This window comes from Microbispora sp. NBRC 16548 (genome assembly GCF_030268985.1).
Taxonomy (GTDB): Bacteria; Actinomycetota; Actinomycetes; order Streptosporangiales; family Streptosporangiaceae; genus Microbispora; species Microbispora catharanthi.
Map to the genome: position 1 here is coordinate 11,994 of NZ_BSSF01000017.1, position 22,767 is coordinate 34,760.

Here is a 22,767-nt window from a genome sequence, read left to right on the forward strand (position 1 = left end):
GGCGTCAGAGCACCCGCTCCAGGACGGCGCGAGCCTCGGCCAGCAGGTCGGGACCGCGTCGTTCGCCGTATTCGGCCTCGATCCGGGACATGACGCCGGGGGCGATCCGTTCGGCGTGCGCGGACAGCACCGACCACCGCATGGTCGGGACGAACCGGTTGTAGGCGAACCGGTCGGCGAGCACGAGCAGCCGGATCGCCTCCTCGGCGGGCAGCGCCCCCTTTCGCAGGCCCCAGATGCCCAGCCCGGCGAACACCATCCCCACCAGCGGGAAGTCCCTGAAGGCGTGGTCCGAATCGAACGCGATCAGAACCTTGGCCCGCAGCGACTCGAAGAGGTCCGCGCCGTCGTCGCCCCCGCCGTACTCCGCGAACGCCGAGACCGCGACGACCTCGCCGACGATGGCCCACATCGTGGAACCGCCCGGCGCGCCCGGCATGCGCAGGTTCCGGAGCACCTCGGCCGTCTCGCGGTGCCGCCGCAGCCCCTCGGCGATGTCGCCGTCGACGAGGGCCAGCTGGGCTCTGCCGGCGGCGACCGCCAGGACCTCGCCGTAGGTGCCCTGGGAGGCGAGCGTCTCCAGGTCGTCGAGCATCCGTGCGGCCTCGTCGCGGCGGCCCTCGGCGAGCGCCGCCATGGCGAGGGTGGCGCGGATCTGGACGGCGTCCTCCACCGCCCCGAGGCGTTCGAGCACGGGGAGCGCCTCGGTGGCATGCCGGGAGGCCGACGCGGAGTCACCGAGGTGCGCGTAGAGGCCGGCGAGCTGGATGTGCAGCACCGCCCGGTGCCAGGGACCGCCGTCGTCTCCGACGAGTTCGAGGGCGGCACGGGCCGCTTCGATGGCGCCGACCGGGTCGCCGATGTTCTCCAGGCCGTGGCTCAGCCAGTGCAGCGCGATCCGGCGGGTCAGCGGGTCGGGATCGGCGGCCAGGTCTTCCAGGCCGCTCTCGCGGTCCGACACCATGACGAGCAGCGCGGTCACCAGCGCCCGTACGGCCGGGTTCGCCGAGTCGGCGCCCAGCCCGGACAGCAGCCGCGTCAGTGTCTCGGTCCCTTCGAGGGAGATGACGCTGGTGGTGAACAGCGCGATGCTCAGGGCCAGCCGGGTCCGGTCGAGGAGCCGGGGCGGAGGCGTCCAGTCGCTCAGGGCGGCGGCGACGGCCGGGGTGAGGACGACGGTGCGCGTGTGGTCCCCGCGGATCGTCCAGTAGGCGCCCAGAGCGGAGAACAGCACCACGACCGTCTCCGGGTCGGGGTCGGCGAGGGCCTCGCGCAGGATGTCGGCGAGGTTCGTCTCCTCCGAACGCAGCCGGTCCACCGCGTCGACCTGCTCCGGCGAGTACAGCCGGCCGCCGTGCCGGTCGGCGTGACCGACGGCCCAGGCCCGTACGGCCGCCCGTGCGTCGGCGGTCTCACCGGCCGCTTCCAGCCGCATACGGCCGAACTCGCGCACCGTCTCGAGCATGCGATACCGGACGCCGTCGGCTGTCTCCACGACGGTGAGCAGGGACTGCTCCACGAGCTCCTCGACGTCGCCGAGAGCGCCGTCGCCGAGCACCTCCTCCGCCGCCTCCAGGGTGAAGCCGTCCGGGAAGGCCGAGAGGCAGCGGAGGGCCCGGCGCTCCCGCTCGCCGAGAAGGTTCCAGGACCAGTCGATCACCGCCAGCAGCGTCTGGTGCCGGAAGGGGGCGCTCCGATCGCCGCCGCGCAGCAGCGCGAACCTGTCCTCCAGCCGCCGGGCGATCTCGGCCGGTGACATCACCCTCACCTTGGCGGCGGCCAGTTCGATCGCGAGCGGCAGGCCGTCCAAGCGGGTCACGACGGCGCGTACGTCACGCTCGTCGAGGTGCACACCGGGCCGGGCCGCGGTCGCGCGGTCGCGGAACAGCTCGACGGCGTCACCGGTTCCCAGCTGGGGCAGCGGATAGACGCGTTCGGCGGCGATCGCCAGCGGCGAGCGGGTCGTGGTGAGGACGCGCAGCTCCCGTGTGGTCGCGGTCATATAGGCGACCAGGTCGGCGACCGCCTCCACCAGATGCTCGCAGTTGTCGAGCACCAGCAGCGTCGGGGCCAGATCGAGCTGCTGGGCGATCCGGGCCCTGATGTCGGCGCGTTGCTGCGGCGTGAGCGTGCGGCGCCCTGTCACCGAGTCGCGGACGCCGAGCGCGGACCCGACCTCGCCGACCAGGTCCTCGGGCGCGGTCACGCCGACCAGTTCGACGAAGTGCACCACCGGCTGCGGGGCCTCGCGGGCGACGGCATGGGCGAGCCGGGTCTTGCCGAGCCCGCCGGGGCCGAGGATCGAGACCACCCGTGAGGTGGCGAGCAGCGCCCGCACCCGCCGGAGGTCGTCGTCGCGGCCGAGCAGCGGGGTCGTGTCGAACCGCACGCCGGCGCGTACGGGGCTGTCGAGCGCCAGCAGCCCACGATGGATCCGTCGCAGCTCCGGGCCGACGTCGGCGCCGATCCGGTCGCGCAGGTCCGACCGGTAGCGCTCGAAGCGGTCCAGCGCGGCGCCCGTTCCGCGCACCGCCGCCTCGCTGTGCAGGAGGTCGGCGAGCAGCCCTTCGTCCTCGGGGTGGATCCGCACGGCCTCCTCGAGCTCGGGCAGGGCGAGGCCGTGGTCACCACTCCGGCTACGGGCCCGGGCGAGCACGACCCGCGCGGACGCCAGGTCGCGTTCCGCACGCCGGCGCACCTCGGCCAGCGGGCCGCCGCCCTCGGGCGGCAACGTCCCGATGCCCAGCGCGAGCGCCTCCTCCGCCGCCGTGGCCGCCGTGGCCGGATCCTCGGCGAGCAGCGCCCGCGCGCGGCCCGACAGGCCATGCAGCCGGCCGGCGTCGACCCGGTCGGGCGGAACCTCGAGCCGGTAGCCGCCCCCTTCGGTGACCAGCGCCTCCGACCCCACGACCGCCCTGGTCCGGGACACCAGGACCTGCAGCGCCTTCGCCGGATTGGCCGGTTCGCTGTCCCCCCACACTTCCGCGACGAGCTGGTCCGCGTTCACGGTCCGGCAGGCGAGCGCGAGGGCGGCGAGCAGCGCCTGAGCCCTCTCGCCGACCACCGGCTGCCCCCGCCACCGCACACCGTCGAGCAGGCTCAGGTCGATCGGCATGGCGCAAGTCTAGGCTCCGCCGGGCCAACCACCCGTTTCTCACCTTCGACCCGTGAGGCGCAATGCCGGCCCCGATACCACTGCGCATCCGCGCCTGATGGCCGAAGTTGCCGGCTTATGGGGCAGCGGCAGATCAACAACTTTGATCGTGATCTCCAGACCCGTACGACGCGGCGGAGTGACGATATCCCCCGGACCATGTCGCCCTCCGTGGTGATCAGATCGTCTCTGTCCAGTTCGGCATCGGCAGCCTGATCGAGTCGGGGCGGCAACGACACCTGCTCAGCGAGGAGTTCCCGCAGGGCCTCACCTTTCTTACCGAGGTGGTCCGTGGTCCGGTCACAGAGCGCATCGAACAGTCCCGGCGATCCGGCACCAGCTTCGCCGGCATCGTGGCCGGAACGGTCGTGATCATCGACGCGCGCCGGGGTGCTGTCGACGGAGATGATCTGGTGGCATACCTCGACATCCAGATCGGCGCACCGCTGGCCGCTACCTGATCGCGCAGACTCGAGTGAGGAAAGCCCGCATATACGATCAAGCCCCGGGTCTGAATTCATGTCCTGAGCTGGGCCCCTCGTACGTGGAGCGAGTGACGGGCAGCCACGCCGTCGGGGTTCTGGTTGCACGACTGGATAGCCGGCGCCAGGCGAGGCTTCGACGACAGGTGGACCGAGTGGCGGCCGAACCGTCACGAGCGGATCATGTCTGCCGTGTGGGCTTCGCTCCGATTCTGGGGGACGGCGCTGCTGAGCCTGGCCGCCCTTCCCGTCGTCGTCACGCTGATCGCCGATGGTCCCATCGCCCGCGACGCGCCCGTCTGGGAGGTCTTCCGCGCGGGCGTGATGCTGTTGGCGGGGGCGTGGACAGGCGGCCGGGCCCAAAGCCGGAATATTGGGCGAATTTTCCTGTTCGGCGGGTTGCTGGGCATGGTCCGGCTGGTGTGCGAGCTTCCGGACCTCGTCATCGCGTCCGACGGGATGGCCGCGAGCTGGGAGGAGTGGCTGCACTACTGGATCTGGGTACCGCAGGTCATGGCGCCGCTGTTGCTCGCGACCGCGATCTTCCCTGACGGGCGCTCGGCGCTGCCGATCGCCGTGAAGGTTTCGGCTCTCGCCATCGCGGCGACCTCGGTCACCGTCGCGACCTACAACTGGCCGCGTAGCGACGGCGGCGCCGGCTACAACCGGCGTTGTTGCCGCCGCTCCTTCAAGACCTGCCGGGAGTGATCGCATTCGCCGCCGTCCCGGCGGCGGTCGCCCTCGTGCTCGCCTCCCTGGTCATCCGGTGGAACGCGGGTGAGGCGGCTGTGCGGCGGTCCCTGCTCTATCCTCTCGCCGCACTGCTCCTCGGCATCGCGTACGCGCTACTGCGCCCTGCGTTGCCCGAAGCGGCCGGCGACACGTGGGAGGTGTTCCCCCCGATCTACTGCGCCGTCTTGGCCCTCGTCGCACGCCCTCTCCGCCGCGTCCGCCGTCCAAGGCCGCTGTAGGGAAGGTTGGCCCTGCACGCCGCGAAGATCGGAATCGCGCCCGCGGGGCAATACGTGAATACCCCTTAGGGTTCTCTTGTGACTGAAAAATTTCGCCTTGTGCCTATTAGCCCTGCCAACGTCGAGACGGCTATTGCTGTAAAGGTACGCCCCGACCAAGAACGCTTCGTCTCGCCTGTGGTGAAGTCGCTGGCCGAGGCTTACGTGCATCGGGAGGTGGCTTGGCCACGCCTCATCTTCGACGGCGACCGTCCGGTGGGCTTCCTCATGGCCTTCCTGAATATCGACTGGGACGGCAAGGGGGTTGACTTCCGGTCTGGCTTGTGGCGACTCAATGTGGTGCCTGACGCACAGGGGCGCGGAGTCGGTCGCTTCGCCGTCGAATCAGTGGCCGCCGAAGTGAGGCGCCGTGGCGGCACGCAGATGTATGTCACCTGGGAGCCGGGAGAAAGCGGTCCAGAGGGCTTCTATCGGAAGCTCGGGTTTCAGCTCACAGGTGAGGAGAGCGGAGGCCAGACGGTCGGGGTGCTGGATCTGACGAGCTTTCATAAGAGCACAGTTGACAAGCCAGCCAGATAATTTGATCAAAGCGGCAACGTCGCCTACGAGGTTCCCGTTGCGACTGACATTCGTAGGGTGGGCTCTGATTGCCGCGGTGCTGTCGTGGGTTGCTGCGTTCTTCGCATGGTTCCTGGTCGGCTTCTCGCTAGAGATTGACGAGTGTGGTCTTGACCCACTCACGGAAGATGAGACGGAGAAATGCGCTCCCGTCAGCCAATGGGCAAGCGTCACAGCCTATGCCTGGGTTGCGAGTCACTTGCCTGGCTGCTGGCGGGACTCTTCCTGTGGCTGGCGCCCAGGCGCCTCGTTCGCATCCGACAGTTTGCGGCATGGGTCATGCCTGCGCTGCCGGTCTTTGTCATCGCGGCTCAGGTTCTTGTGTCTTTGCTATACGGGCCGCTTCCTGCTTGAGTGATCAGACGACCGCCGTGCGGCGGACGGCCCGACCGGCGGCCGCGGTCGAGTCGCAGTGACTCCCCGTGCCTTTCTGCTGATCGCCAACCCGAACGGGCACGCTCCTGCGCCAGGTCCCCATCCTCTTTCCTTCGCTCTCTCCCCATAGGAGGAGGCATCGCCTAAAGTGCCAATATGATCACCAGTCGTTCGCTACTCGCCGCTGGTCTCTTATGCGCGGTTCTCCTCGTGCCGGCTCCCGTGATGGCTGAGGGTCCTTCCGGGCCGCCGTCTTCGGATCAACTTAAAGCAGCCCTGCTTGTGCCGGAGGACCTCGGCCCTGGGTTCACACGCAGCACGTACCTGAACAGGGATCCTTTGTACTCCACGGTCCGTCTCTCGAAGGCGTGCACCAGGGCGGTCAAGGGAATCGTTCCGCTCTATCGGGCCAAGTTGGCGACCGCGCTGGAGAATGCAGATGAATGGGAGCGGGTGGACGAGTACATAGTGAGCGGCACTCGTAGCGAGATCGCTGATTTGGAGCGGGCGGCCAAGGCTATGGTCCGGAATTGTGGTCACCTTGCGGTCACCAGGCGCTACACGAAGGACACCATCCGCAAGCTGCAAGTCGGCAAGCTCGGCGACAGTGTCTATGCAATCAAGATCCGCAGCGGGATCCCCGGCAGAAACCTGGACAAGGACTCCATGATTGCGATCGACATCGTGATCATCAGGGTGGGGCACACCATGATCGCGCTTGACCACAGCGTCAACGTAGGCCAGCCCGACTCCGCGCTCACTAGGTCCGCCGCCGAGACGGCCGCGACGCGTCTTCAGAAAGCTCTGGAGGATTCTCCGATCGAGATCCCCTTCTGACGCGGCCTACTGCTTCACCGGAACCGGCGCCTGTGCCACGTCAGCGGTAGTTCGTGAGCTGCCCCGACGAGGTCGATGACCAGCAGCGAAGCGCCGATCGTGCCTTCAACCTCCGGGTTTGTTATGTCGGAGGATTCTGGCTGTTTGAGCCGCCCAGGGCTGATGGCACGCGAAGATCAACGAGCGATCGAACCCGCGCTGTCAGCTTGGGAAGTCGTTCAAGCTAGGCCACCTGAGCTGGGCAAACAGTGACCTGGGCCTGTGGCGGTCGAGTAACCGTGAGTCCCTGCGGTTACCCCTCGCTCGCCGACCGAACGGGCACGCAACGGGCACGCTCTGACCTTCTAATCGTGGCTGGACCGTACAGCCGAACCGCCAGATATTTGGGTGGACGCGTTATCCCAAGGTGGCCGAGAATTCGGCAGATGAGCCCATGCCCCTTTTGTCTCATCGGTGCCGGTGACGTAGACGGGGAGCTCGTCGCCTATCGCACTGCCAACGTCTTCGTCCTGCCCGTCCCTTGGCAGCGAGCAAAGAACCTTGGTCACTGTCTCGTGCTTCCGACTGCTCACGTGACGAGTCTTCATACTGCCCCTCGCGATCTTTCGGCTGAGCTGTTCGATGTGGTCGGCCAAGTGACCGCAGCCGTCCGGGAAGCGTTTGGAGCACCCGGGAACATGGTTCTGCAGAACGACAACATCCCAGGCCAGACGCTTTCTCATCTCCACGTCCACGTGATCCCTCGCTCCCCCGACGACGGATTCATCCTCTCGGACCCAGGCAAGATCGAGGTTCCCTTCGAGGTCCGAGCGCAGCAGGCGGCTCAGCTCCGCAAGGCGCTCAGCAAGCGATAGTCGAGGAACCTCAAGAGCTGACGTTTCCGTCCGGGTTGAGCTCGATGGGCCGGGGTTGAGGAACGAAGCCCCGGACCGTGATCGCCCCTAGCCACGAGCGGTGACCGGCCATGACGGGGCGATCGTGAGGACTGCATCCCGCCGGCAGCCCCCGTGCGGTGGGTTCCCTCGATACGGCGAGGCCAGCAGTTGCGATGGCCCTGAAAACAATCAAGGCCCGGGTCGGGATTCTCTCCCTGACCTGGGCCTTCGTACGTGGAGCGGGTGACGGGAATCGAACCCGCGCTGTCAGCTTGGGAATTGCATGGATCACGGCTTGTAGGGTGCCTGACCTGGGCGTAGGGCCGGTCATGAGTGACCGTGGTTGACCCTTCGTCACCCTGTCTAATTGCACGCTAATTGCACGGTGATCGCGTCGGGATGTGGAGGTGGGACGCTTCTTGGATGGATCCCTCGGAGTTTGCCGCTGTGAAGCAGCAGGTGATGGACGAGTCGTTCCCCAGCTCTGGGGCTGACCTCGACGGCATGGCAATGGACTTCGATGCTTACCTCTGGCACTCGCCATTGATCAGGGAGGTATCAGTTCGCCGTACCGGCGATACGAACAACCTGATCGCGGCTACGTGCTGGACTGTGCCGGGGTCTTCGACCGTGGAGATTGCGGCAGAGCTCGAACGGATCTGGTTGCAGGATCTCAGCTACCGGCACTTCGAGGCTCACATGATCACTGCGGACGAGCGGGCAGTCCGCCTTGATGCGGTGACGCAGATCGCTCCGGACGATTTCTACGTCACGGCCGCCATCGTCGCAGAGACCGCGCGGCCGACAACGGGAGGAGCAACAAGCTGATCACTTTCGACGGGACCTTCTACCGCGTTACGGATCCTGAGTTCGAGATGGTCATTCCAGCCTGGGAGGGGTACGAGCCGGACGCTGCTGACCAGGCAGACGCGACAATCACCTTCCGCGACGGCTCGCGCCGGTATGCGACCTTCATGACCCTGGACGCGATCCAGCACATCATGGACAAGGATGCGCGTACTGGTGAGTGCCTCGATGGCCGGTACTTCTGGTGCTCAGACTTGATCGTCATCAGGGGCGTCGGGTTCGAAGGCATGGCGGCCGCGATCCGAGACCTGGTCTCCTCGGGAGGCATCGAAGGAGCATGTGGCCTGCTCGACCCGATTGGTGATGACGAAGAGAAATCAACGTCTCGGGAGAGCCCGGGGCGAGAGTGGAGCGGGTGACGGGAATCGAACCCGCGCTGTCAGCTTGGGAAGCTGATGTTCTGCCATTGAACTACACCCGCGTGACCGGCTGTGGAGCCCGTCGCTGCCCCTACTGTAGCGGATTCGGGGCGTGCTCCTGCAGTCCCGACGCGAAGATCCCCGATACCCCCCGGTCAGGGGGCCCACTAGCCTTGCATCCGTGCTGCTTTCCGATCGTGACCTCCGTGCCGAGATCGAGTCGGGCAGGGTGAAGCTCGACCCGTACGACCCGGCGATGATCCAGCCGTCCAGTATCGATGTGCGGCTGGACCGCTACTTCCGGGTGTTCGAGAACCACCGCTATCCGCACATCGACCCCGCGACGGAGCAGCCGGACCTCACCCGGCAGGTGGAGCCGGACGGCGACGAGCCGTTCATCCTGCACCCGGGGGAGTTCGTGCTGGCCAGCACGTACGAGGTGATCAGTCTGCCCGACGACATCGCCTCGCGACTGGAGGGCAAGTCGAGCCTGGGCCGGCTGGGCCTGCTGACACACTCGACGGCGGGCTTCATCGACCCCGGCTTCGAGGGGCATGTCACGCTCGAACTGTCCAACGTCGCCACGCTGCCGATCAAGCTGTGGCCGGGCATGAAGATCGGTCAGCTCTGCATGTTCCGGCTCAGCTCGCCCGCAGAGTTCCCGTACGGCTCGGACCGGTACGGCTCGCGCTACCAGGGGCAGCGGGGCCCGACCCCGAGCAGGTCGTTCCTGAACTTCCACCGCACCAAGATCTGAAGCGGCTCAGGCAACAAGTGTGTTACGGGAGACGTTCTGGGCAGCGGGAAGGGGAAGAGTAGGTTACAAGCGGGCTTGCATGGCCTGAACTTCGCATTTCCACTGGTAACCCGTACTCTTCTCTGCGGACCGTCCCCGCACATCTGGAGAAACGACGTGCGCCTGCGTCTCACGCCCCGTGAGGACAGCTACTACGACTTGTTCGCCGACTCGGCGAACAACCTCGTCACCGCATCGCGTCTGCTGGTCGAGATCATCAGCGACGGTTCGGACCGGGAGGGTCTGGCCGAGAAGATGCGTGCCTGCGAACACGCGGGCGACGAGCGCACTCACGCGATCATGAACCGCCTCAATGAGAGCTTCATCACGCCCTTCGACCGCGAGGACATCTACCGCCTCGCGTCGAATCTCGACGACGTGATGGACTACATGGAGGCCGCGGCCGACCTGATTGTCCTCTACCAGATCGACCACCTCCCCAAGGAGGTCGTACGCCAGGTAGAGGTCCTCGAACGGGCCGCCGAGCTGACGGCGGACGCGATGCCGCGTCTGCGTTCGATGCAGCACCTCAACGAGTACTGGATCGAGATCAACCGGCTCGAGAACCAGGCCGACCAGGTCTACCGCAGGCTGCTGGCGAAGCTGTTCAGCGGCGAGTACGACGCCCTGACCGTCATGAAGATGCGAGAGGTCATCGAGCAACTCGAGCTCGCCGCCGATGCCTTCGAGCACGTCGCGAACACGATCGAGACGATCGCGGTCAAGGAAAGCTAAGTGGAGCTCGCGCTTGTAATCGGCGTGATCGTCATCGCGCTGGCGTTCGACTACACGAACGGTTTCCACGACGCGGCGAACGCCATCGCCACCTCCGTCTCCACCCGCGCGCTGACGCCGCGGATCGCACTCCTCCTCGCCGCGGTGATGAACTTCATCGGCGCCCATCTCGGCACCGCGGTGGCCCACACCGTGGGCAAGGGGATCATCGACGCTCCTGATGGCACCCACGGGCTGCTCATCGTGGGCGGCGCCCTCATCGGTGCGATCGTCTGGAACCTCATCACCTGGTACTTCGGCCTGCCGTCGTCGAGCAGTCACGCCCTGATCGGCGGGCTGTGCGGCTCCGCCATCGCCGCCAGCGCGACCGTGCACTGGTCGGGGGTGGTGGAGAAGGTCGTCATCCCCATGATTTTGTCGCCTGTCATCGGGTTCATCCTGGGCGGCATCATCATGACCATTCTTCTCTGGATCTTCCGCAAGTCCAACCCGCACCGCACCAGCCGGGGGTTCCGGTACGTGCAGCCCGTGTCGGCGGCCGCCATCGCGCTCGGCCACGGGCTGCAGGACGCGCAGAAGACGATGGGCGTGATCTTCCTGGCGCTCGTCGTCGGCGGGTACGCCTCCCCGAACGGCAGCATTCCCGAGTGGGTCATCACGGCCTCGGCCACGGCGATCTCTCTCGGCACGTACTCCGGCGGCTGGCGCATCATGCGGACGATGGGCAGGCGGATCATCCACCTGGACCCGCCGCGCGGTTTCGCGGCCGAGACGGCGGCGTCCTCGGTCCTCTACGCCGCCGCCATCGGGTTCGGCGCCCCGATCTCGACCACGCACACCATGACCTCCGCGATCATGGGTGTGGGCGCCACACGGCGGCTGTCTGCCGTGCGGTGGGGCATCGCCGGCAACATCGTGACCGCGTGGGTCCTGACGATCCCCGCCGCGGCCATCGTCGCCGCGATCGGCTACTTCATCCTCAACCTCGTCCTCGGATAGAGGACGCCTCTACACGAAGCGGGCCGGCCCCCGAAGGGGACCGGCCCGTAGGCGTTCAGCGCCGGTACATCACATCGGTGCTCCACCGCGTGAACCCGAGCGACTCGTACAACCGGACCGCCGCGGTGTTCTCCTCGTCCACGTAGAGCATGACCTGGGCGAGGCCGAGCGCGCGCAGGTGCGCGAGCCCGGCGAGCGTCAGCGCCCGGCCGAGGCCCGTGCCGCGCTCGCCCGGCGCGACCCCCACCACGTAGACCTCCCCGATCGGCTCGTCGCCGCCGTGCACCTTGGTCCAGTGGAAGCCGGTCAGCGCGTCTCCCCGTACGGCGAGGAAGAATCCGGCGGGGTCGAACCACGACTCCCGCTCCCGCAGTTCGAGGTCGGCCGGAGTCCAGGAGCCCTGCTCGGGGTGGGTGGCGAAGGCCAGCGCATTGAGCGCCAGCCACGCCTTCTCGTCGCGTCCCGGCTCGAACGTGCGCAGCCGTACGCCCTCGGGGAGGGCGGCGGCGGGCAGGGGTTCGGACAGCGGTCGGCGCATCTGCCACAGGGAGCGCACCCGGGCCAGGCCCGCGCTCGCGGCGAGACGGGCGGCGCCGGGCAGGTCGCCGTGCGCCCACAGGCGCAGCCTGCCCCCGCTCGCCTCCAGCGCGTCGCTCAGCAGTCGCCGGCCCAGACCGCGCCTGCGGAAGGCGGGATGCACCACGAGTTCGCCGCTCGGCCCCTCTTCCGGGTCCGCCGGATCCAGGTGGGCGAAGCCCGCGACCTTTCCGTCCTCGTACAGCAGTACGGCCCTGGCGCCGTGATCGCCGCCGTGCCGCACCTGGAGCATCACATGCTCGTTGAGCGGAGCGACACCGTCGGCCTCGGCGGCCGCCTCCACCAGGGCGAGCACCGCCGCCACCTGCTCGTCATCGAGCCGTTCCGTGATCTCCACGCGTACGTCCATGCTTGGCACGATAAGTGAAGGCTTGGCGATTCCCCTACCGGGCTTCGGCAATAGACGCCATGGGTTCCCTCCCTGAATCGTTATCTTTGCGCCATTTCCTGCTTAGATCCCCGCTCTACTGTCGGGGGTCATGACCCGAGCATCCCTGACGCGACTGGCCGTCGCCGGCGCCGCCGTGGTGGGCGTCGCGGCCCTCACGATGGGCACGGCCGCCGCATCTCCCGCTCCCCAATCCGGCAAGCACGACAAGAAGCCCGGTCCCTCCGTTCCCGTCCGGTTGCTGACCATCAACGACCTCCACGGCAACCTGGAGCCCCCGACCGGGTCCAGCTCCCGGATCCTCGACCCGAACGGCGCGAACACCGACACCGACGGCTCGCTGACCGGCATCGCCGGCGCGAAGTACTCGATCGCGGGCGGCGCGTCCTACCTGGCCGCCCACCTCAAGCAGCTGCGCGACGCCAACACCCTCCTGGTGGCCGCGGGCGACCTCATCGGCGCGTCGCCGCTGCTGTCCGCCGCCTACCACGACGAGCCGACCGCCGCCCTGCTCGACCAGCTCGGCCTGGTCGCCTCCTCGGCCGGCAACCACGAGTTCGACGAGGGCATCGACGAGCTCAACCGCATCATGAACGGCGGCTGCCACCCGGTCGACGGCTGCTCCCCGGCGGGTGAGTGGAAGGGCACGAAGTTCGACTATCTCGGGGCGAACGTGCTCAAGGAGGGCAACGGCGACTACGCCCTGCCGCCCTTCTACGTGAAGAAGATCAACGGGGTGAACATCGGCTTCATCGGCCTGGTGACCCAGACCACTCCGAACATCGTCACCGCCGCCGGCATCAAGGGCCTGCAGTTCACCGAGGAGGTCGCGGCGGCCAACAAGGTGTCGAAGTACCTCGCCAAGCACGGGGTCAAGGCGCAGGTCGTGCTGGTCCACGAGGGCGACAACATCACCCCGAACCAGGACCCCAGCTCGTGCCCCGTCATCCCCGGCAACGGCACGCGGATCGCCACGGGTCTCGACCCTCAGATCGACCTGGTCATCAGCGGCCACAGCCACCAGGCGTACGTCTGCAAGGTGAAGGACCCGGCCGGTCAGGACCGCGTCTACACGCAGGGCTCGTCGTTCGGCCGCGCCATCACGCAGATCGACTTCCGGGTCGACCGCAGGACCAAGGACGTCATCCGCTCCAGCGTCGTCGCCAAGAACAACGTGGTGACCCGCACCGTCACCCCGGACGCCGACACCGAGACGTACATCAAGACCTGGCAGGAGCGGGTCTCGACCGTCGCCAACAAGCCGATCGGCAAGATAACGGCCAACATCGGGCGTGGCGGCAACGTCGGCGAGACCGCGCTCGGCGACCTGATCGCCGACGCGCAGCTCGAGGCGACCAAGGACGGCGGCAACGCGGAGATCGCGCTGATGAACCCGGGCGGCGTCCGCACCGACCTGACCTACGCGCAGAGCGGCTCCGAGGGCGACGGCGTCGTGACGTACGGCGAGGCCTTCCAGGTGCAGCCGTTCAACAACCTCATGCAGGTCGTCACGCTCACCGGGGCCCAGCTCAAGGCGCTGCTCGAGCAGCAGATCTGGAAGGTCGACCCGGCGACGGGCGGGATCACCCAGCGGATCCTCCAGCCGTCCTCGTCGCTGACCTACACCTTCGACACGACGAAGCCGGAGGGCTCGCGGGTCTCCGACATCAAGATCAATGGCACCGCGGTGACCGACACCCAGCAGATCCGGGTGGCCGCCAACAACTTCCTCGTCGGCGGCGGCGACGGCTTCAGCGTCTTCACCAAGGGCACCGACCTGTGGAGCGGCCCGCTGGACATCGACGCGTTCGTCGCCTACATGGGCGCGCACTCGCCGATCGCCCCGCCGGCCACCGGCCGGATCAACCTCGTCCGGTGATCGACTAAAAAACGATGGCCCACCCCAAGGGGTGGGCCATCAGCGTCTGGCGGGTTCGGCCTCGTTCTGTTCGCCGCGGTCGGGGACGAAGCGGTAGCCCACGTTGCGGACCGTTCCGATGAGCGCCTCGTACTCGGCGCCCAGCTTGGCCCGCAGGCGCCGTACGTGCACGTCCACGGTGCGGGTGCCGCCGAAGTAGTCGTAGCCCCAGACCTCCTGCAGCAGCTGGGCGCGGGTGAAGACCCGGCCCGGGTGCTGGGCGAGGTATTTCAGCAGCTCGAACTCCTTGAAGGTGAGGTCCAGCGCGCGCCCGCGCAGCCGGGCCGTGTAGGTCGCCTCGTCGATCGACAGGTCGCCGCTGCGGATCTCGTCGGGGACCTCGTCGGCGGCGGCCAGCGACAGCCGCCCGACCGCCATCCGCAGCCGGGCCTCGACCTCCGCCGGCCCCGCGGTGTCGAGGATCACGTCGTCCACACCCCACTCCGCCGTCATCGCCGCGAGGCCGCCCTCGGTCACGATCGCCATCAGCGGGCAGGTGACGCCGGTCGTGCGCAGCAGCCGGCACAGGCTCTTGGCCTGCACGAGCTCACGGCGCGCGTCCACCAGGATGGCGTCCGCCGGGGGCGTGTCGATCAGCGCGGAGGCCTCGGCGGGCGCGACCCGCACCGAGTGCAGCAGCAGTCCGAGTGCCGGGAGTGTCTCCGCCGACGGCTCCAGAGCGTTGGTCAGCAGGAGCAGATTGCTCACATGAGCCTCCTCGCACCATGTCGGCTCGGCGCCGTTTGCAGCACTGGAAACCGCGACAGCCGTACAAACACGTAAGGACCCGGGGGCCACATCGCCCGAGTCCATTAATTCGTAGGGTAGCCCACACGAAGTTTGCGTCCAATGTGCGTCACCCGTGTGAACAACACGTCACGTGGTTTAGCGCCGTAACGTGGCGGTGACGGAGAGCTTCCGCGAGGTGCGTGAGAATGAGGGGAGCGGCGCGTCATGGCCAGGGGAACGATCCGCTACTGGGCGGCGGCCAAGGAGGCCGCCGGCGTGCCGGAGGAGCCGTTCGACGCCGAGACGCTGGGAGACCTGCTCGCGGGGATCTCGCGGAATCCGGCCGTCGAGCGCGTGCTGCGCCGGTGCTCCTTCCTCGTGGACGGCGCACCCGCGGGTACGCGCGATCCGGCGACGATCGACCTACCCGAAGGTGCCGTGGTCGAGGTTTTACCCCCCTTCGCCGGGGGATGAGCCGCAAGTGCCTCTCCCGTCAATCTTTGCCCCTCGCGTCGCCCAGAGCGGCACCTCGCCGCGTTGTCGTCGTCGCCCGTAGCCTCCGGCTACGAGCTCCTCCTCCGCCTTGCGATGCACCACTCTGGACACCGCTCGTTTCGGGCAAATCTTGCCGGTCAAGGCACTACTCTGATCACAAAGGCGCCTTCGGAGGGGTCGTCGGATGCGCAAGTTGGTCGTGGCCGTGGCCCTGCTGGCCATCGTGCTCGTCGTGCTCGACCGGGTCGCCGTGGTCGGGGTGCAGCGTGAGATCGCCCGCCAGATCGAGGCCAAGTACGACCTGGCGGAGGCCCCCTCGGTGCAGGTCAAGGGCATACCGTTCCTCACCCAGGCCATCTCGGGCCGATACGAGGAGATCAGCATCGGCATCGGGAAGGTGGAGCGGGAGGGCGTCCAGCTCGAACGCATCGACGCCACGCTGTACGGCGTCACCGCCCCGCTCTCCGACCTGATCCAGAACGCCGCGGCCACCGAGATCAGGGCCGACCGCGTGACCGGGACCGTGGTCATCTCCCGGCAGACCCTGTCGGCCCACGCGCCGCGCGGCATCAAGGTCGAGGGCGCCGGCGACGACAAGCTCCGCGTTTCGGGCAACGTGCCCGTGCTCGGGAACCAGGTGCCGGTCACCGCCGACATGAAGATCCAGGTGGTCCAGGGCGGGATACGGCTCACGCCCGCGAACGTGAAGATCGCCGGCGCCATCCCCGTGCCGAACCCGGAGCGGCTCATCTCGTTCACCGTGCCGGTGAAGAACCTGCCGCTCAACCTCAGGATCACCCGTGTGAAGTCGACGAGCGAAGGGCTCGCGGTCCAGGGCACCGCGTCCGATGTCCCCCTCCGATGAGGGCTCGCGTGACGATCGTCACACCGCCGAACCACCGCGCCCCGGCGTACGTGATGAGGGTGTGAGTCCAGCCGGAACCGCCGACGAGGAGCTCATACGCGCACTTTGGGAGGATCACGGAGGGCCGCTGTACGGCTACGTGCTGCGGTTGACCGGTGATCCGGGCAGGGCGGAGGACGTGGTGCAGGAGACGCTGCTTCGGGCCTGGCGGCATCCCTCCGGGCTCCAGGGACGCCCGGTTCGCGCGTGGCTGTTCACCGTCGCCCGCAATCTCGTCGTCGATCAGCACCGCGCCCGCAAGTCCAGGCCGCAGGAGACGGGGGACGAGGCGCTCGCCGTGCTGCCCGCCGACGACGAGCTGGAACGGGCCGTGGAGTCGTGGGGAGTGGCGGAGGCGCTGGCCTCCCTCAGGGCGGAGCACCGCGAGGTGCTCCTGGAGACGTACTACCGGGGGAGATCGGTGAAGGAGGCGTCGGAGATCCTCGGCATCCCGCAGGGAACGGTGAAGTCGCGGACCTACTACGCCCTCCGGGCGCTGAAGCTCGCCCTGGAGGAACGGGGGCTGGCACCATGACCTGCGAGGAGGTGCGGATCTCGCTCGGAGCGTACGTGCTGGGGGCGCTCGACGCCGAGGAGACCGCCGAGGTCGAGGCCCACCTGGAGAACTGCGCGGCCTGCCGGGCGGAGCTGGCCGAGCTGTCCGGGCTGCCGCCGCTGCTGGCGCGCGTGTCGGCCGAGGACATCGAGCGCGCCGCCGCGCCGCCGCGGGCCGTGCTCGACGGCGTCTTCGCGGATGTTCTCGCGAATGCGGATACGGCCGCGGGTGCGGACGGGACGGTCGCGCCCCCGGTCGTGGCGTCCGCCCGGCGTGGGCGCCGGTCCCGCGTGCTGCTGGCGCTCGCCGCATCCGTCGTCGTCGCGGCCGTGGGAGGCACGGCGTGGGTGTCGGTGGCGCAGAAGGCTTCGGAGAGCACGACAGTGGGGTCGGTCGCCGCGGCCCCGGACCAGGCGAGCCGCGCGGCCCAAGGTAAGGCGGCCCCAGCCCAGGCGGCGCAGGATCAGCCGGGCCAGGCCGACGCGGCGGGCACGCAGGCGCCGCCGGAGCTGCTCGTCGCCCCGGCGTCGCCCGCGCCCTCGGCCGCGTCGTCAAAGGGGGCGGTGGCGAGAAAGGTCGAGCCGTCGCGCGCCGAAGCGACCGTCACGGCGTCGCCCGTGCCGTCGGAGGCACGCGGGAGCAGCGGCGACGTACGAATCGTCGTGCGGCTTGTGCCGCACGACGGCGGGACGCAGGTCGTCGCCAGGGTCGCGGGAGTCCCGGCGGGCACGGTCTGCACGTTGCGCGCGGTCGCCAAGGACGGCACGGTCTCGACCCTCGGCAGCTGGACCGTGGGCAGAGGCGAGTACCGCGGTCAGAAGATGGTCCTCGAAGGCTCGACGGCGCTGCGCCCCGGCCAGATCGACCGGATCGAGCTCGCCGACTCGGGCGGCCGCGTCCTGGTGACCGCCAGGCTGTGACCTCGCCGTGACCCGGCGGGGGAATCAGCCGCACCGGGCGTACGGTTGCAGACGGTGATGGCAGGGATCGCGACCCTCATGGCCACGCTCGTCCTGGGCGTGGTCCTCGGGCTGGTCCTGAGACGGCGCGACGGAAGGATGCGGGTCGTGGAACACGCCCCGGTGACGAGTGGTGATCTCGGCGCCGACCTCGGCGAGCGCGCCACACTGGTGCAGTTCTCGAGCGCGTTCTGCCAGCCCTGCCGGGCGACCCGCCGGATCCTGGGCGAGGTGGCCGGCATGGTCCCCGGCGTCCGGCACGTGGAGATCGACGCGGAGTCGCGCCTCGATCTGGTCAGGCGCTTCGACGTCCTGCGCACCCCGACCGTGCTCGTCCTCGACGGGGCGGGCAACGTGGTGAAGAGGGCGTCCGGCCAGCCGCGCAAGGCCGACGTCATCGTCGCGCTCGGCGCGGCCGTGGACGGCGCGTCTCACGGGCCGTCTCAGCCATCGGACAAGGTGTGACAGATGCCGAGACGGAAGGTACTGTCGTGGTCATGACTCCCACGACAGAGCTGCTCACGAAGCGGCGCGCGGTGGACTTCTGCCGCGTCGCGACCTCGCTCTGTCGCATGGCCTGAGGGTGATTCCTGCGGCTTCGTGCCGCGTTCCAAGAATCCTTCAGGAGCATCCCCACGATGCAGATCGACCCTCGTGGCCCGCGTTTCGGCGCGGCCGTGACCAGCGTGGTCCTCGCGGTCGTACTGGTCACGCAGAATCCCTGGTTGCTCGCCGCGCAGGCGATCGTCTTCGCGCTCGGCGCCGCTGACGCGTCGCCGTACGGGCTGGTCTTCCGCCGGTTCGTGCGGCCGCGGCTGGGGCCGCCGGTCGAGACGGAGGACGCGGCGCCGCCGCGGTTCGCGCAGGCCGTCGGGCTGGGGTTCGCGATGGTGGGACTGATCGGGTTCGCGGCGGGGATCACCGCACTGGCCTTGGGTGCGACAGCAGCGGCACTGCTGGCCGCCTTCCTCAACGCAGCGTTCGGCTTCTGCCTGGGCTGCGAAACGTACCTGCTCATACGCCGTCTACAACCTGGGAGAATCCAATGAGCCGCTCCGCCGTTCTGGTGGACGCCGACTGGGTCGAGGCCAACCTCGACACGCCAGGTGTCGTGCTCGTCGAGGTCGACGAGGACACCAGCGCCTACGACAAGGGTCACATCCGCGGTGCCGTGAAGATCGACTGGAGGACCGACCTTCAGGACCCGGTCCGCCGCGACTTCGTCGACAAGGCCGGCTTCGAGGCGCTGCTGTCGTCGCGCGGCATCGCCAACGACGACACTGTCGTCCTGTACGGCGGCAACAACAACTGGTTCGCCGCCTACGCCTACTGGTACTTCAAGGTCTACGGCCACGAGAACGTCAAGCTGCTCGACGGCGGGCGCAAGAAGTGGGAGCTGGAGTCCCGCGAGCTGGTGAAGGACGTCGTGGAGCGGCCGGCCACCCAGTACGCGGCCACGGAGCCCGACAACGACATCCGCGCCTTCCGTGACGACGTCGTCGCCGCGATCGGCAAGCAGAACCTGGTCGACGTCCGCTCGCCCGACGAGTTCACCGGCAAGCTGCTCGCCCCGGCCCACCTGCCGCAGGAGCAGGCGCAGCGCGGCGGCCACGTGCCCACCGCCCGCAACATCCCGTGGTCGAAGGCGGCCAACGACGACGGCACCTTCCGCTCCGACGACGAGCTCCGCGAGCTCTACTCGGGAGCCGGCGTGGACCTCTCCAAGGACACCATCGCCTACTGCCGCATCGGCGAGCGCTCCGCGCACACCTGGTTCGTGCTGCACGAGCTGCTCGACCAGCCCAACGTCAAGAACTACGACGGTTCGTGGACCGAGTACGGCTCGCTCGTGGGCGTGCCGATCGAGCTGGGGGAGGCCCGCTGATGACCACCACACAGGGTTGCGCTGCTCCTGAGCAGACCGTCGCGCTGCCGGCCGGCATCGACCTGTCCAACCAGGCCGTGATCCAGGGCGTCGTCACCGGCGCCGGCACGGCGTACGCCCGTCTGCTGGACCACAGCGGCGAGTTCACCGGCGAGGTCGTCGTCTCCGACGAGGGCGTCTTCCGCTTCTTCGCCGCGCCCGGCCAGTGGACCGTCCGCATCATCGCCGGCGGCGGCGTCACCAAGGACGTACCCGTCGAGGCCAAGCTCGGCGAGGTCGCCCAGCTCTCGGTCACCGTCTGATTCGCCTTCTCGCACCCGAGGGCCGGTGCCTCCCGTCAGGGAGAGCACCGGCCCTCGGTCTTTTCACAGGAGAACCTCGCCGAGCACAAAGACCTTGACACCTGCGGCGGGTGCCGCCTGCGCTGCCTACGTGAACGGTCGATTGCTCCCGTGCGGCCCTGGCTTCCCATATGCCGCCTAAGTCCTGGTCGACTGAACGACGTTACCGGCCTCATTCGCGACATCACCGGTTCTGGACACAGGAAAATGGTGAATTAAGGTCTTCCGTAAGATCGGTCATGATGACCGATTGGAATTCTAAGTTAGCGATTAGGGCGGACTTGTGTTATAGGACGAGATGATGTCCAATGTGGCGATGTTTCATGATCTGCAAATCTTGACATATTTGAGTTGTATGAGTCATGATCGACATGCAAGATCAGCCGAGTAGAGAGGGCGGATACGTGCGGAAATCCAAGAGGCTGGGATTGGCGGCGCTGGGGATAGTCGGTGCCGTAGCCCTGGGCGCCCAGCCGGCCCATGCTGATTACGCTACATACAACTCAAGCTTCTGGTCGTCTACGTGCAGTGGGGGTGTTTCGACCGCCGATGTGAGGGACTTCCGTTCCCTGCTGCAACAGGACCCTTGGCAACCTACTCACCAGTATGCCTCATATCCGGACAGCTTCCTCCGTGCCATGCTTAATGCCGGTTGTGAGGCCTGGGCCAACACGCGGCGTGTCGATCAGGCCATGGCTGCGGCATTCGGCCTCTGAGTTGCGCAATTAGTGGAAGGGTCGCCATAAATGTGGCGGCCTTTCCTCCTTTTGTGGTATCCGCCTGGCTCATGCCTCAGGCATGCGTAGGTCGGGCCGTAGTGACTTCCGATAGCATGCGGCAGGTGTCCGGAACGTCCGCACTTGCCGCCCCTCGCCAGGATGCCGCGCCGCGGCGGGCCTCCTGGGCGCTGTCGCCCTACGCGCTGCCGCTGAACGCTCTGCGGATCCTCGCGAAGTGCGCCCTGCCACTGATCCTCTGGTTCTCCGCCGGACGGCTCGTGCGCTGGGCGCTGCTCCTGCTGGCCGCGACCATCTCGCACGGCTCGTGGTATCAGGCCCGCCTCGTCGTGGTGATGTTCCTCTTCACGCTCGTCGTGATGACGTCGCTCGCCACGACCGTGGGCATGCTGTACGTCATCCGCGAGGCGCTTCTGGAGACTCAGGCCAGGCGCGCGGGCGGCGAGGCCAAGGAGAGCCTGCTGAACGCGCTCAACCGGACCGCGCTGGTCTTCGCCGGCATTTACACGACATGGGGCTTCGTCCTTGAGGACGTTCGGGGCTTCATGAACATGGATCTGCTCAGGGCGCCGACTCAGCTCTTCGACGACGCGGTGAAGGGCGAAAAGAGCGGGGTGATGCTAGGGCTCGTCAATCTCGATTCGAAGGTCTCCCTGGTGACGATGGCCGTCGCCTACCTGCTCAAGTTGTACTTCGGCCGCCGCCATGAGGCCGGCAACGGACGCTTCTCCGGGATCATGGCGACATTCGCCGAGCTCGCGTTCGCGTTCTATGGACTCAACGCTCTGGCGGCCGCCGTGGGGGCGCGCTCCGACTGGATCGGCGGGCGGACCGCGGTCGCCGCCTGGCACGACTTCGCGGCTAATGCGGAAGCGAGAGTTCCGGGTTGGCAGGAGTTCTGGGGGTGGGTCGGCGATATCTGGCCGTACGTGATCGACGCGCTCGCCGTCCCGCTGGCCTGGCTGACCGTCGGCATCCTCGTCTACGGCGCGTACGCGGAGGACACCCAGACCACTATCAGGGGCACCCGGCTGGAACAGGCGGCGGTCCACCTGGAGCGCACGCATGACTGGACGCGGCGGGCACTGGCCAAGCTCAGCGCCGGCTGGACCGCCCGGTGGATACCCCTGCTCAACTCCCTGCGCCTGACAGTGCGCGGCGGCGCCCCGCTGTTCGGGCTGTTCGCCCTGTGCTACGTCGGCCTCCACATCGGCGGCGACTACCTGGGCAGGGCGGGAGACTACCTGTTGGCGAGCGACACGCCGTACTTCTGGTTGGTGACGACCGAGCCGGTCGGCTACGTGAAGGACCTCGTCGTCACAGTGGTGACCATGTGCCTGGTCGCCGCCACCTTCGATCTGGCGGCGACCCGTTCCCGGTTGCAGGGCCGGATGCCCCTCAACGGCGAAACCTCAGAACCTGATCGTCCTTCTCCGTCGAGTTGACGGCGTCCTTCATGAAGTCCTCGGCTGACTGGCCGGGCACGTCCCGGTAACTGCTCGGCCGCAGGACGACCTCGACTTCGTCGGCCACGGAACGCGGGACCACGCCCATCAGCTCCAGCCGGTACGGCGTGCCGACCTTGTTCTCCTTTACGTCGGGGGGCGTCTCGTCGTTGACCTTCTCCACCTGCCACGTGCGCCCGGCTCGGTCGGTGAACTTGACCTCCGCCGGCGCTCCATGACGAATGGCGCCCTCGGCGTCGAGCGCGGTCCTGGTCGCCAGCACCTTCAACCACTGGCGGTCGGATCGCTCCGGCTTGCCAGTGGGGTCGTTGACCTTCTCTACGCTCACGCGCCACGACACGTGCTGCCATACGCCCGCCTGTCCCGCCGAGACGACGTGGACGACGTCATGCGGCTGCAACATGTCGTAGGCGCGATAGCCGAACCAGGAGGGGACGGCGACGACGAGCACGACGGAGAGCACGGTTCCCCCGACAAGGAGGCCGGTTCGCCTGGCCCGTATGGGCGGCTTAGCGGCGGGCTCGCTGGAAGGCTCAGCGGAAGGGGGAGCGACCGGCGGGGGCGCCGTAGGAGGCGGCGGAGGTTTCCGGTTCGTCCGGAGGGCGGGGAAGGGCTGTGTCGATATCTCCTCCCCCTCGGGCTCCAGGGGAGGCCACACTCGCAAATCCGTCGGCGGCTTCAGGGTGCCGGGGATGGGCACGGCGGGCGGCGCCGTCGGCATGGG

25 protein-coding genes and 1 tRNA gene are annotated in these 22,767 nt (G+C 68.0%); 21 read left to right on the forward strand and 5 right to left on the reverse strand.

What is annotated here, in order from left to right:
- Positions 1–4: 4 nt before the first annotated feature.
- On the reverse strand, positions 5–3,115 hold the full coding sequence (locus tag QSK36_RS35325; RefSeq protein WP_285785402.1) for an ATP-binding protein: 3,111 nt from the start codon (positions 3,113–3,115) through the stop codon (positions 5–7).
- Between the two features lie 323 nt (positions 3,116–3,438).
- Here QSK36_RS35325 and QSK36_RS35330 point away from each other — a divergent pair, with 323 nt between their 5' ends.
- From QSK36_RS35330 to QSK36_RS35360, 8 genes are all read left to right on the forward strand, one after another.
- Positions 3,439–3,615, forward strand: coding sequence for a hypothetical protein (locus QSK36_RS35330; protein WP_285785403.1), 177 nt, complete (start codon positions 3,439–3,441; stop codon positions 3,613–3,615).
- Positions 3,616–3,828: 213 nt separating this feature from the next.
- Positions 3,829–4,344 carry a hypothetical protein gene (locus tag QSK36_RS35335; protein ID WP_285785404.1) on the forward strand — a complete coding sequence of 172 codons (516 nt, stop codon included), beginning with the start codon at positions 3,829–3,831 and terminating at the stop codon, positions 4,342–4,344.
- Entirely contained in the window at positions 4,341–4,607 is a 267-nt protein-coding gene (locus QSK36_RS35340; RefSeq protein WP_285785405.1) for a hypothetical protein, read from the forward strand. Before QSK36_RS35335 ends, QSK36_RS35340 begins: the two co-directional genes overlap by 4 nt.
- Before the next feature lie 78 nt (positions 4,608–4,685).
- Positions 4,686–5,186 carry a GNAT family N-acetyltransferase gene (locus QSK36_RS35345; protein ID WP_285785406.1) on the forward strand — a complete coding sequence of 167 codons (501 nt, stop codon included), beginning with the start codon at positions 4,686–4,688 and terminating at the stop codon, positions 5,184–5,186.
- Between the two features lie 570 nt (positions 5,187–5,756).
- The gene (locus QSK36_RS35350; RefSeq protein WP_285785407.1) at positions 5,757–6,437 is read left to right on the forward strand and encodes a hypothetical protein; all 681 of its coding nucleotides are present in this window, start codon (positions 5,757–5,759) and stop codon (positions 6,435–6,437) included.
- A gap of 425 nt (positions 6,438–6,862) precedes the next feature.
- Positions 6,863–7,291, forward strand: coding sequence for an HIT family protein (locus tag QSK36_RS43615; RefSeq protein ID WP_352241474.1), 429 nt, complete (start codon positions 6,863–6,865; stop codon positions 7,289–7,291).
- A gap of 444 nt (positions 7,292–7,735) precedes the next feature.
- Positions 7,736–8,140, forward strand: coding sequence for a hypothetical protein (locus QSK36_RS35355; protein WP_285785408.1), 405 nt, complete (start codon positions 7,736–7,738; stop codon positions 8,138–8,140).
- A gap of 47 nt (positions 8,141–8,187) precedes the next feature.
- Entirely contained in the window at positions 8,188–8,538 is a 351-nt protein-coding gene (locus tag QSK36_RS35360) for a hypothetical protein (protein ID WP_285785409.1), read from the forward strand.
- Here QSK36_RS35360 and QSK36_RS35365 read toward each other — a convergent pair.
- Positions 8,527–8,600, reverse strand: a tRNA-Gly gene (locus QSK36_RS35365). The two genes, QSK36_RS35360 and QSK36_RS35365, sit on opposite strands and share 12 nt — an antisense overlap.
- A gap of 119 nt (positions 8,601–8,719) precedes the next feature.
- Between QSK36_RS35365 and dcd the strand changes: the two genes are divergently transcribed.
- The 3 genes from dcd to QSK36_RS35380 all read left to right on the forward strand — a co-directional run bounded on the left by dcd (position 8,720) and on the right by QSK36_RS35380 (position 11,068).
- Positions 8,720–9,295 carry a dCTP deaminase gene (gene dcd / locus QSK36_RS35370; RefSeq protein ID WP_139580718.1) on the forward strand — a complete coding sequence of 192 codons (576 nt, stop codon included), beginning with the start codon at positions 8,720–8,722 and terminating at the stop codon, positions 9,293–9,295.
- A 156-nt stretch (positions 9,296–9,451) separates the two neighbouring features.
- The gene (locus QSK36_RS35375; RefSeq protein ID WP_030510423.1) at positions 9,452–10,069 is read left to right on the forward strand and encodes a DUF47 domain-containing protein; all 618 of its coding nucleotides are present in this window, start codon (positions 9,452–9,454) and stop codon (positions 10,067–10,069) included.
- Positions 10,070–11,068: an inorganic phosphate transporter gene (locus QSK36_RS35380; RefSeq protein ID WP_183534047.1), complete on the forward strand. Its 999-nt coding sequence runs from the start codon at positions 10,070–10,072 to the stop codon at positions 11,066–11,068.
- 55 nt (positions 11,069–11,123) lie between these two features.
- Here the strand turns inward: QSK36_RS35380 and mshD are convergent, their stop codons facing one another.
- Complete coding sequence (gene mshD / locus QSK36_RS35385; RefSeq protein ID WP_285785410.1) at positions 11,124–12,014, reverse strand: mycothiol synthase; 891 nt, start codon at positions 12,012–12,014, stop codon at positions 11,124–11,126.
- Positions 12,015–12,144: 130 nt separating this feature from the next.
- Here mshD and QSK36_RS35390 point away from each other — a divergent pair, with 130 nt between their 5' ends.
- The gene (locus tag QSK36_RS35390) at positions 12,145–13,932 is read left to right on the forward strand and encodes a bifunctional metallophosphatase/5'-nucleotidase (RefSeq protein ID WP_285785411.1); all 1,788 of its coding nucleotides are present in this window, start codon (positions 12,145–12,147) and stop codon (positions 13,930–13,932) included.
- A gap of 39 nt (positions 13,933–13,971) precedes the next feature.
- Here the strand turns inward: QSK36_RS35390 and QSK36_RS35395 are convergent, their stop codons facing one another.
- Positions 13,972–14,679 carry a winged helix-turn-helix transcriptional regulator gene (locus tag QSK36_RS35395; protein ID WP_142564892.1) on the reverse strand — a complete coding sequence of 236 codons (708 nt, stop codon included), beginning with the start codon at positions 14,677–14,679 and terminating at the stop codon, positions 13,972–13,974.
- Positions 14,680–14,925: 246 nt separating this feature from the next.
- Between QSK36_RS35395 and QSK36_RS35400 the strand changes: the two genes are divergently transcribed.
- The 9 genes from QSK36_RS35400 to QSK36_RS35440 all read left to right on the forward strand — a co-directional run bounded on the left by QSK36_RS35400 (position 14,926) and on the right by QSK36_RS35440 (position 22,022).
- Positions 14,926–15,174 carry a MoaD/ThiS family protein gene (locus tag QSK36_RS35400; RefSeq protein ID WP_139580713.1) on the forward strand — a complete coding sequence of 83 codons (249 nt, stop codon included), beginning with the start codon at positions 14,926–14,928 and terminating at the stop codon, positions 15,172–15,174.
- Between the two features lie 205 nt (positions 15,175–15,379).
- Entirely contained in the window at positions 15,380–16,060 is a 681-nt protein-coding gene (locus QSK36_RS35405; protein ID WP_139580712.1) for an LmeA family phospholipid-binding protein, read from the forward strand.
- Between the two features lie 61 nt (positions 16,061–16,121).
- Entirely contained in the window at positions 16,122–16,634 is a 513-nt protein-coding gene (locus QSK36_RS35410) for a sigma-70 family RNA polymerase sigma factor (RefSeq protein ID WP_285785412.1), read from the forward strand.
- A complete protein-coding gene (locus tag QSK36_RS35415; RefSeq protein ID WP_285785413.1) occupies positions 16,631–17,575 on the forward strand; it encodes an anti-sigma factor family protein in 945 nt (314 codons plus the stop codon). The genes QSK36_RS35410 and QSK36_RS35415 overlap by 4 nt, the downstream gene beginning before the upstream one ends.
- A 138-nt stretch (positions 17,576–17,713) precedes the next feature.
- Positions 17,714–18,079: a TlpA family protein disulfide reductase gene (locus QSK36_RS35420; protein WP_285785484.1), complete on the forward strand. Its 366-nt coding sequence runs from the start codon at positions 17,714–17,716 to the stop codon at positions 18,077–18,079.
- Positions 18,080–18,252: 173 nt separating this feature from the next.
- Positions 18,253–18,663 carry a DUF4395 domain-containing protein gene (locus QSK36_RS35425; RefSeq protein ID WP_285785414.1) on the forward strand — a complete coding sequence of 137 codons (411 nt, stop codon included), beginning with the start codon at positions 18,253–18,255 and terminating at the stop codon, positions 18,661–18,663.
- Positions 18,660–19,499: a sulfurtransferase gene (locus QSK36_RS35430; RefSeq protein ID WP_183534055.1), complete on the forward strand. Its 840-nt coding sequence runs from the start codon at positions 18,660–18,662 to the stop codon at positions 19,497–19,499. Before QSK36_RS35425 ends, QSK36_RS35430 begins: the two co-directional genes overlap by 4 nt.
- Positions 19,499–19,801, forward strand: a complete 303-nt coding sequence (locus tag QSK36_RS35435; protein ID WP_139580708.1) for a DUF1416 domain-containing protein — start codon at positions 19,499–19,501, stop codon at positions 19,799–19,801. Before QSK36_RS35430 ends, QSK36_RS35435 begins: the two co-directional genes overlap by 1 nt.
- 880 nt (positions 19,802–20,681) lie before the next feature.
- Positions 20,682–22,022, forward strand: coding sequence for a hypothetical protein (locus tag QSK36_RS35440; RefSeq protein ID WP_182902968.1), 1,341 nt, complete (start codon positions 20,682–20,684; stop codon positions 22,020–22,022).
- On the opposite strand, the gene QSK36_RS35445 is transcribed toward QSK36_RS35440, so the two are convergent.
- Positions 21,976–22,494 carry a hypothetical protein gene (locus QSK36_RS35445; RefSeq protein WP_182902967.1) on the reverse strand — a complete coding sequence of 173 codons (519 nt, stop codon included), beginning with the start codon at positions 22,492–22,494 and terminating at the stop codon, positions 21,976–21,978. The two genes, QSK36_RS35440 and QSK36_RS35445, sit on opposite strands and share 47 nt — an antisense overlap.
- Positions 22,495–22,767 lie beyond the last annotated feature (273 nt).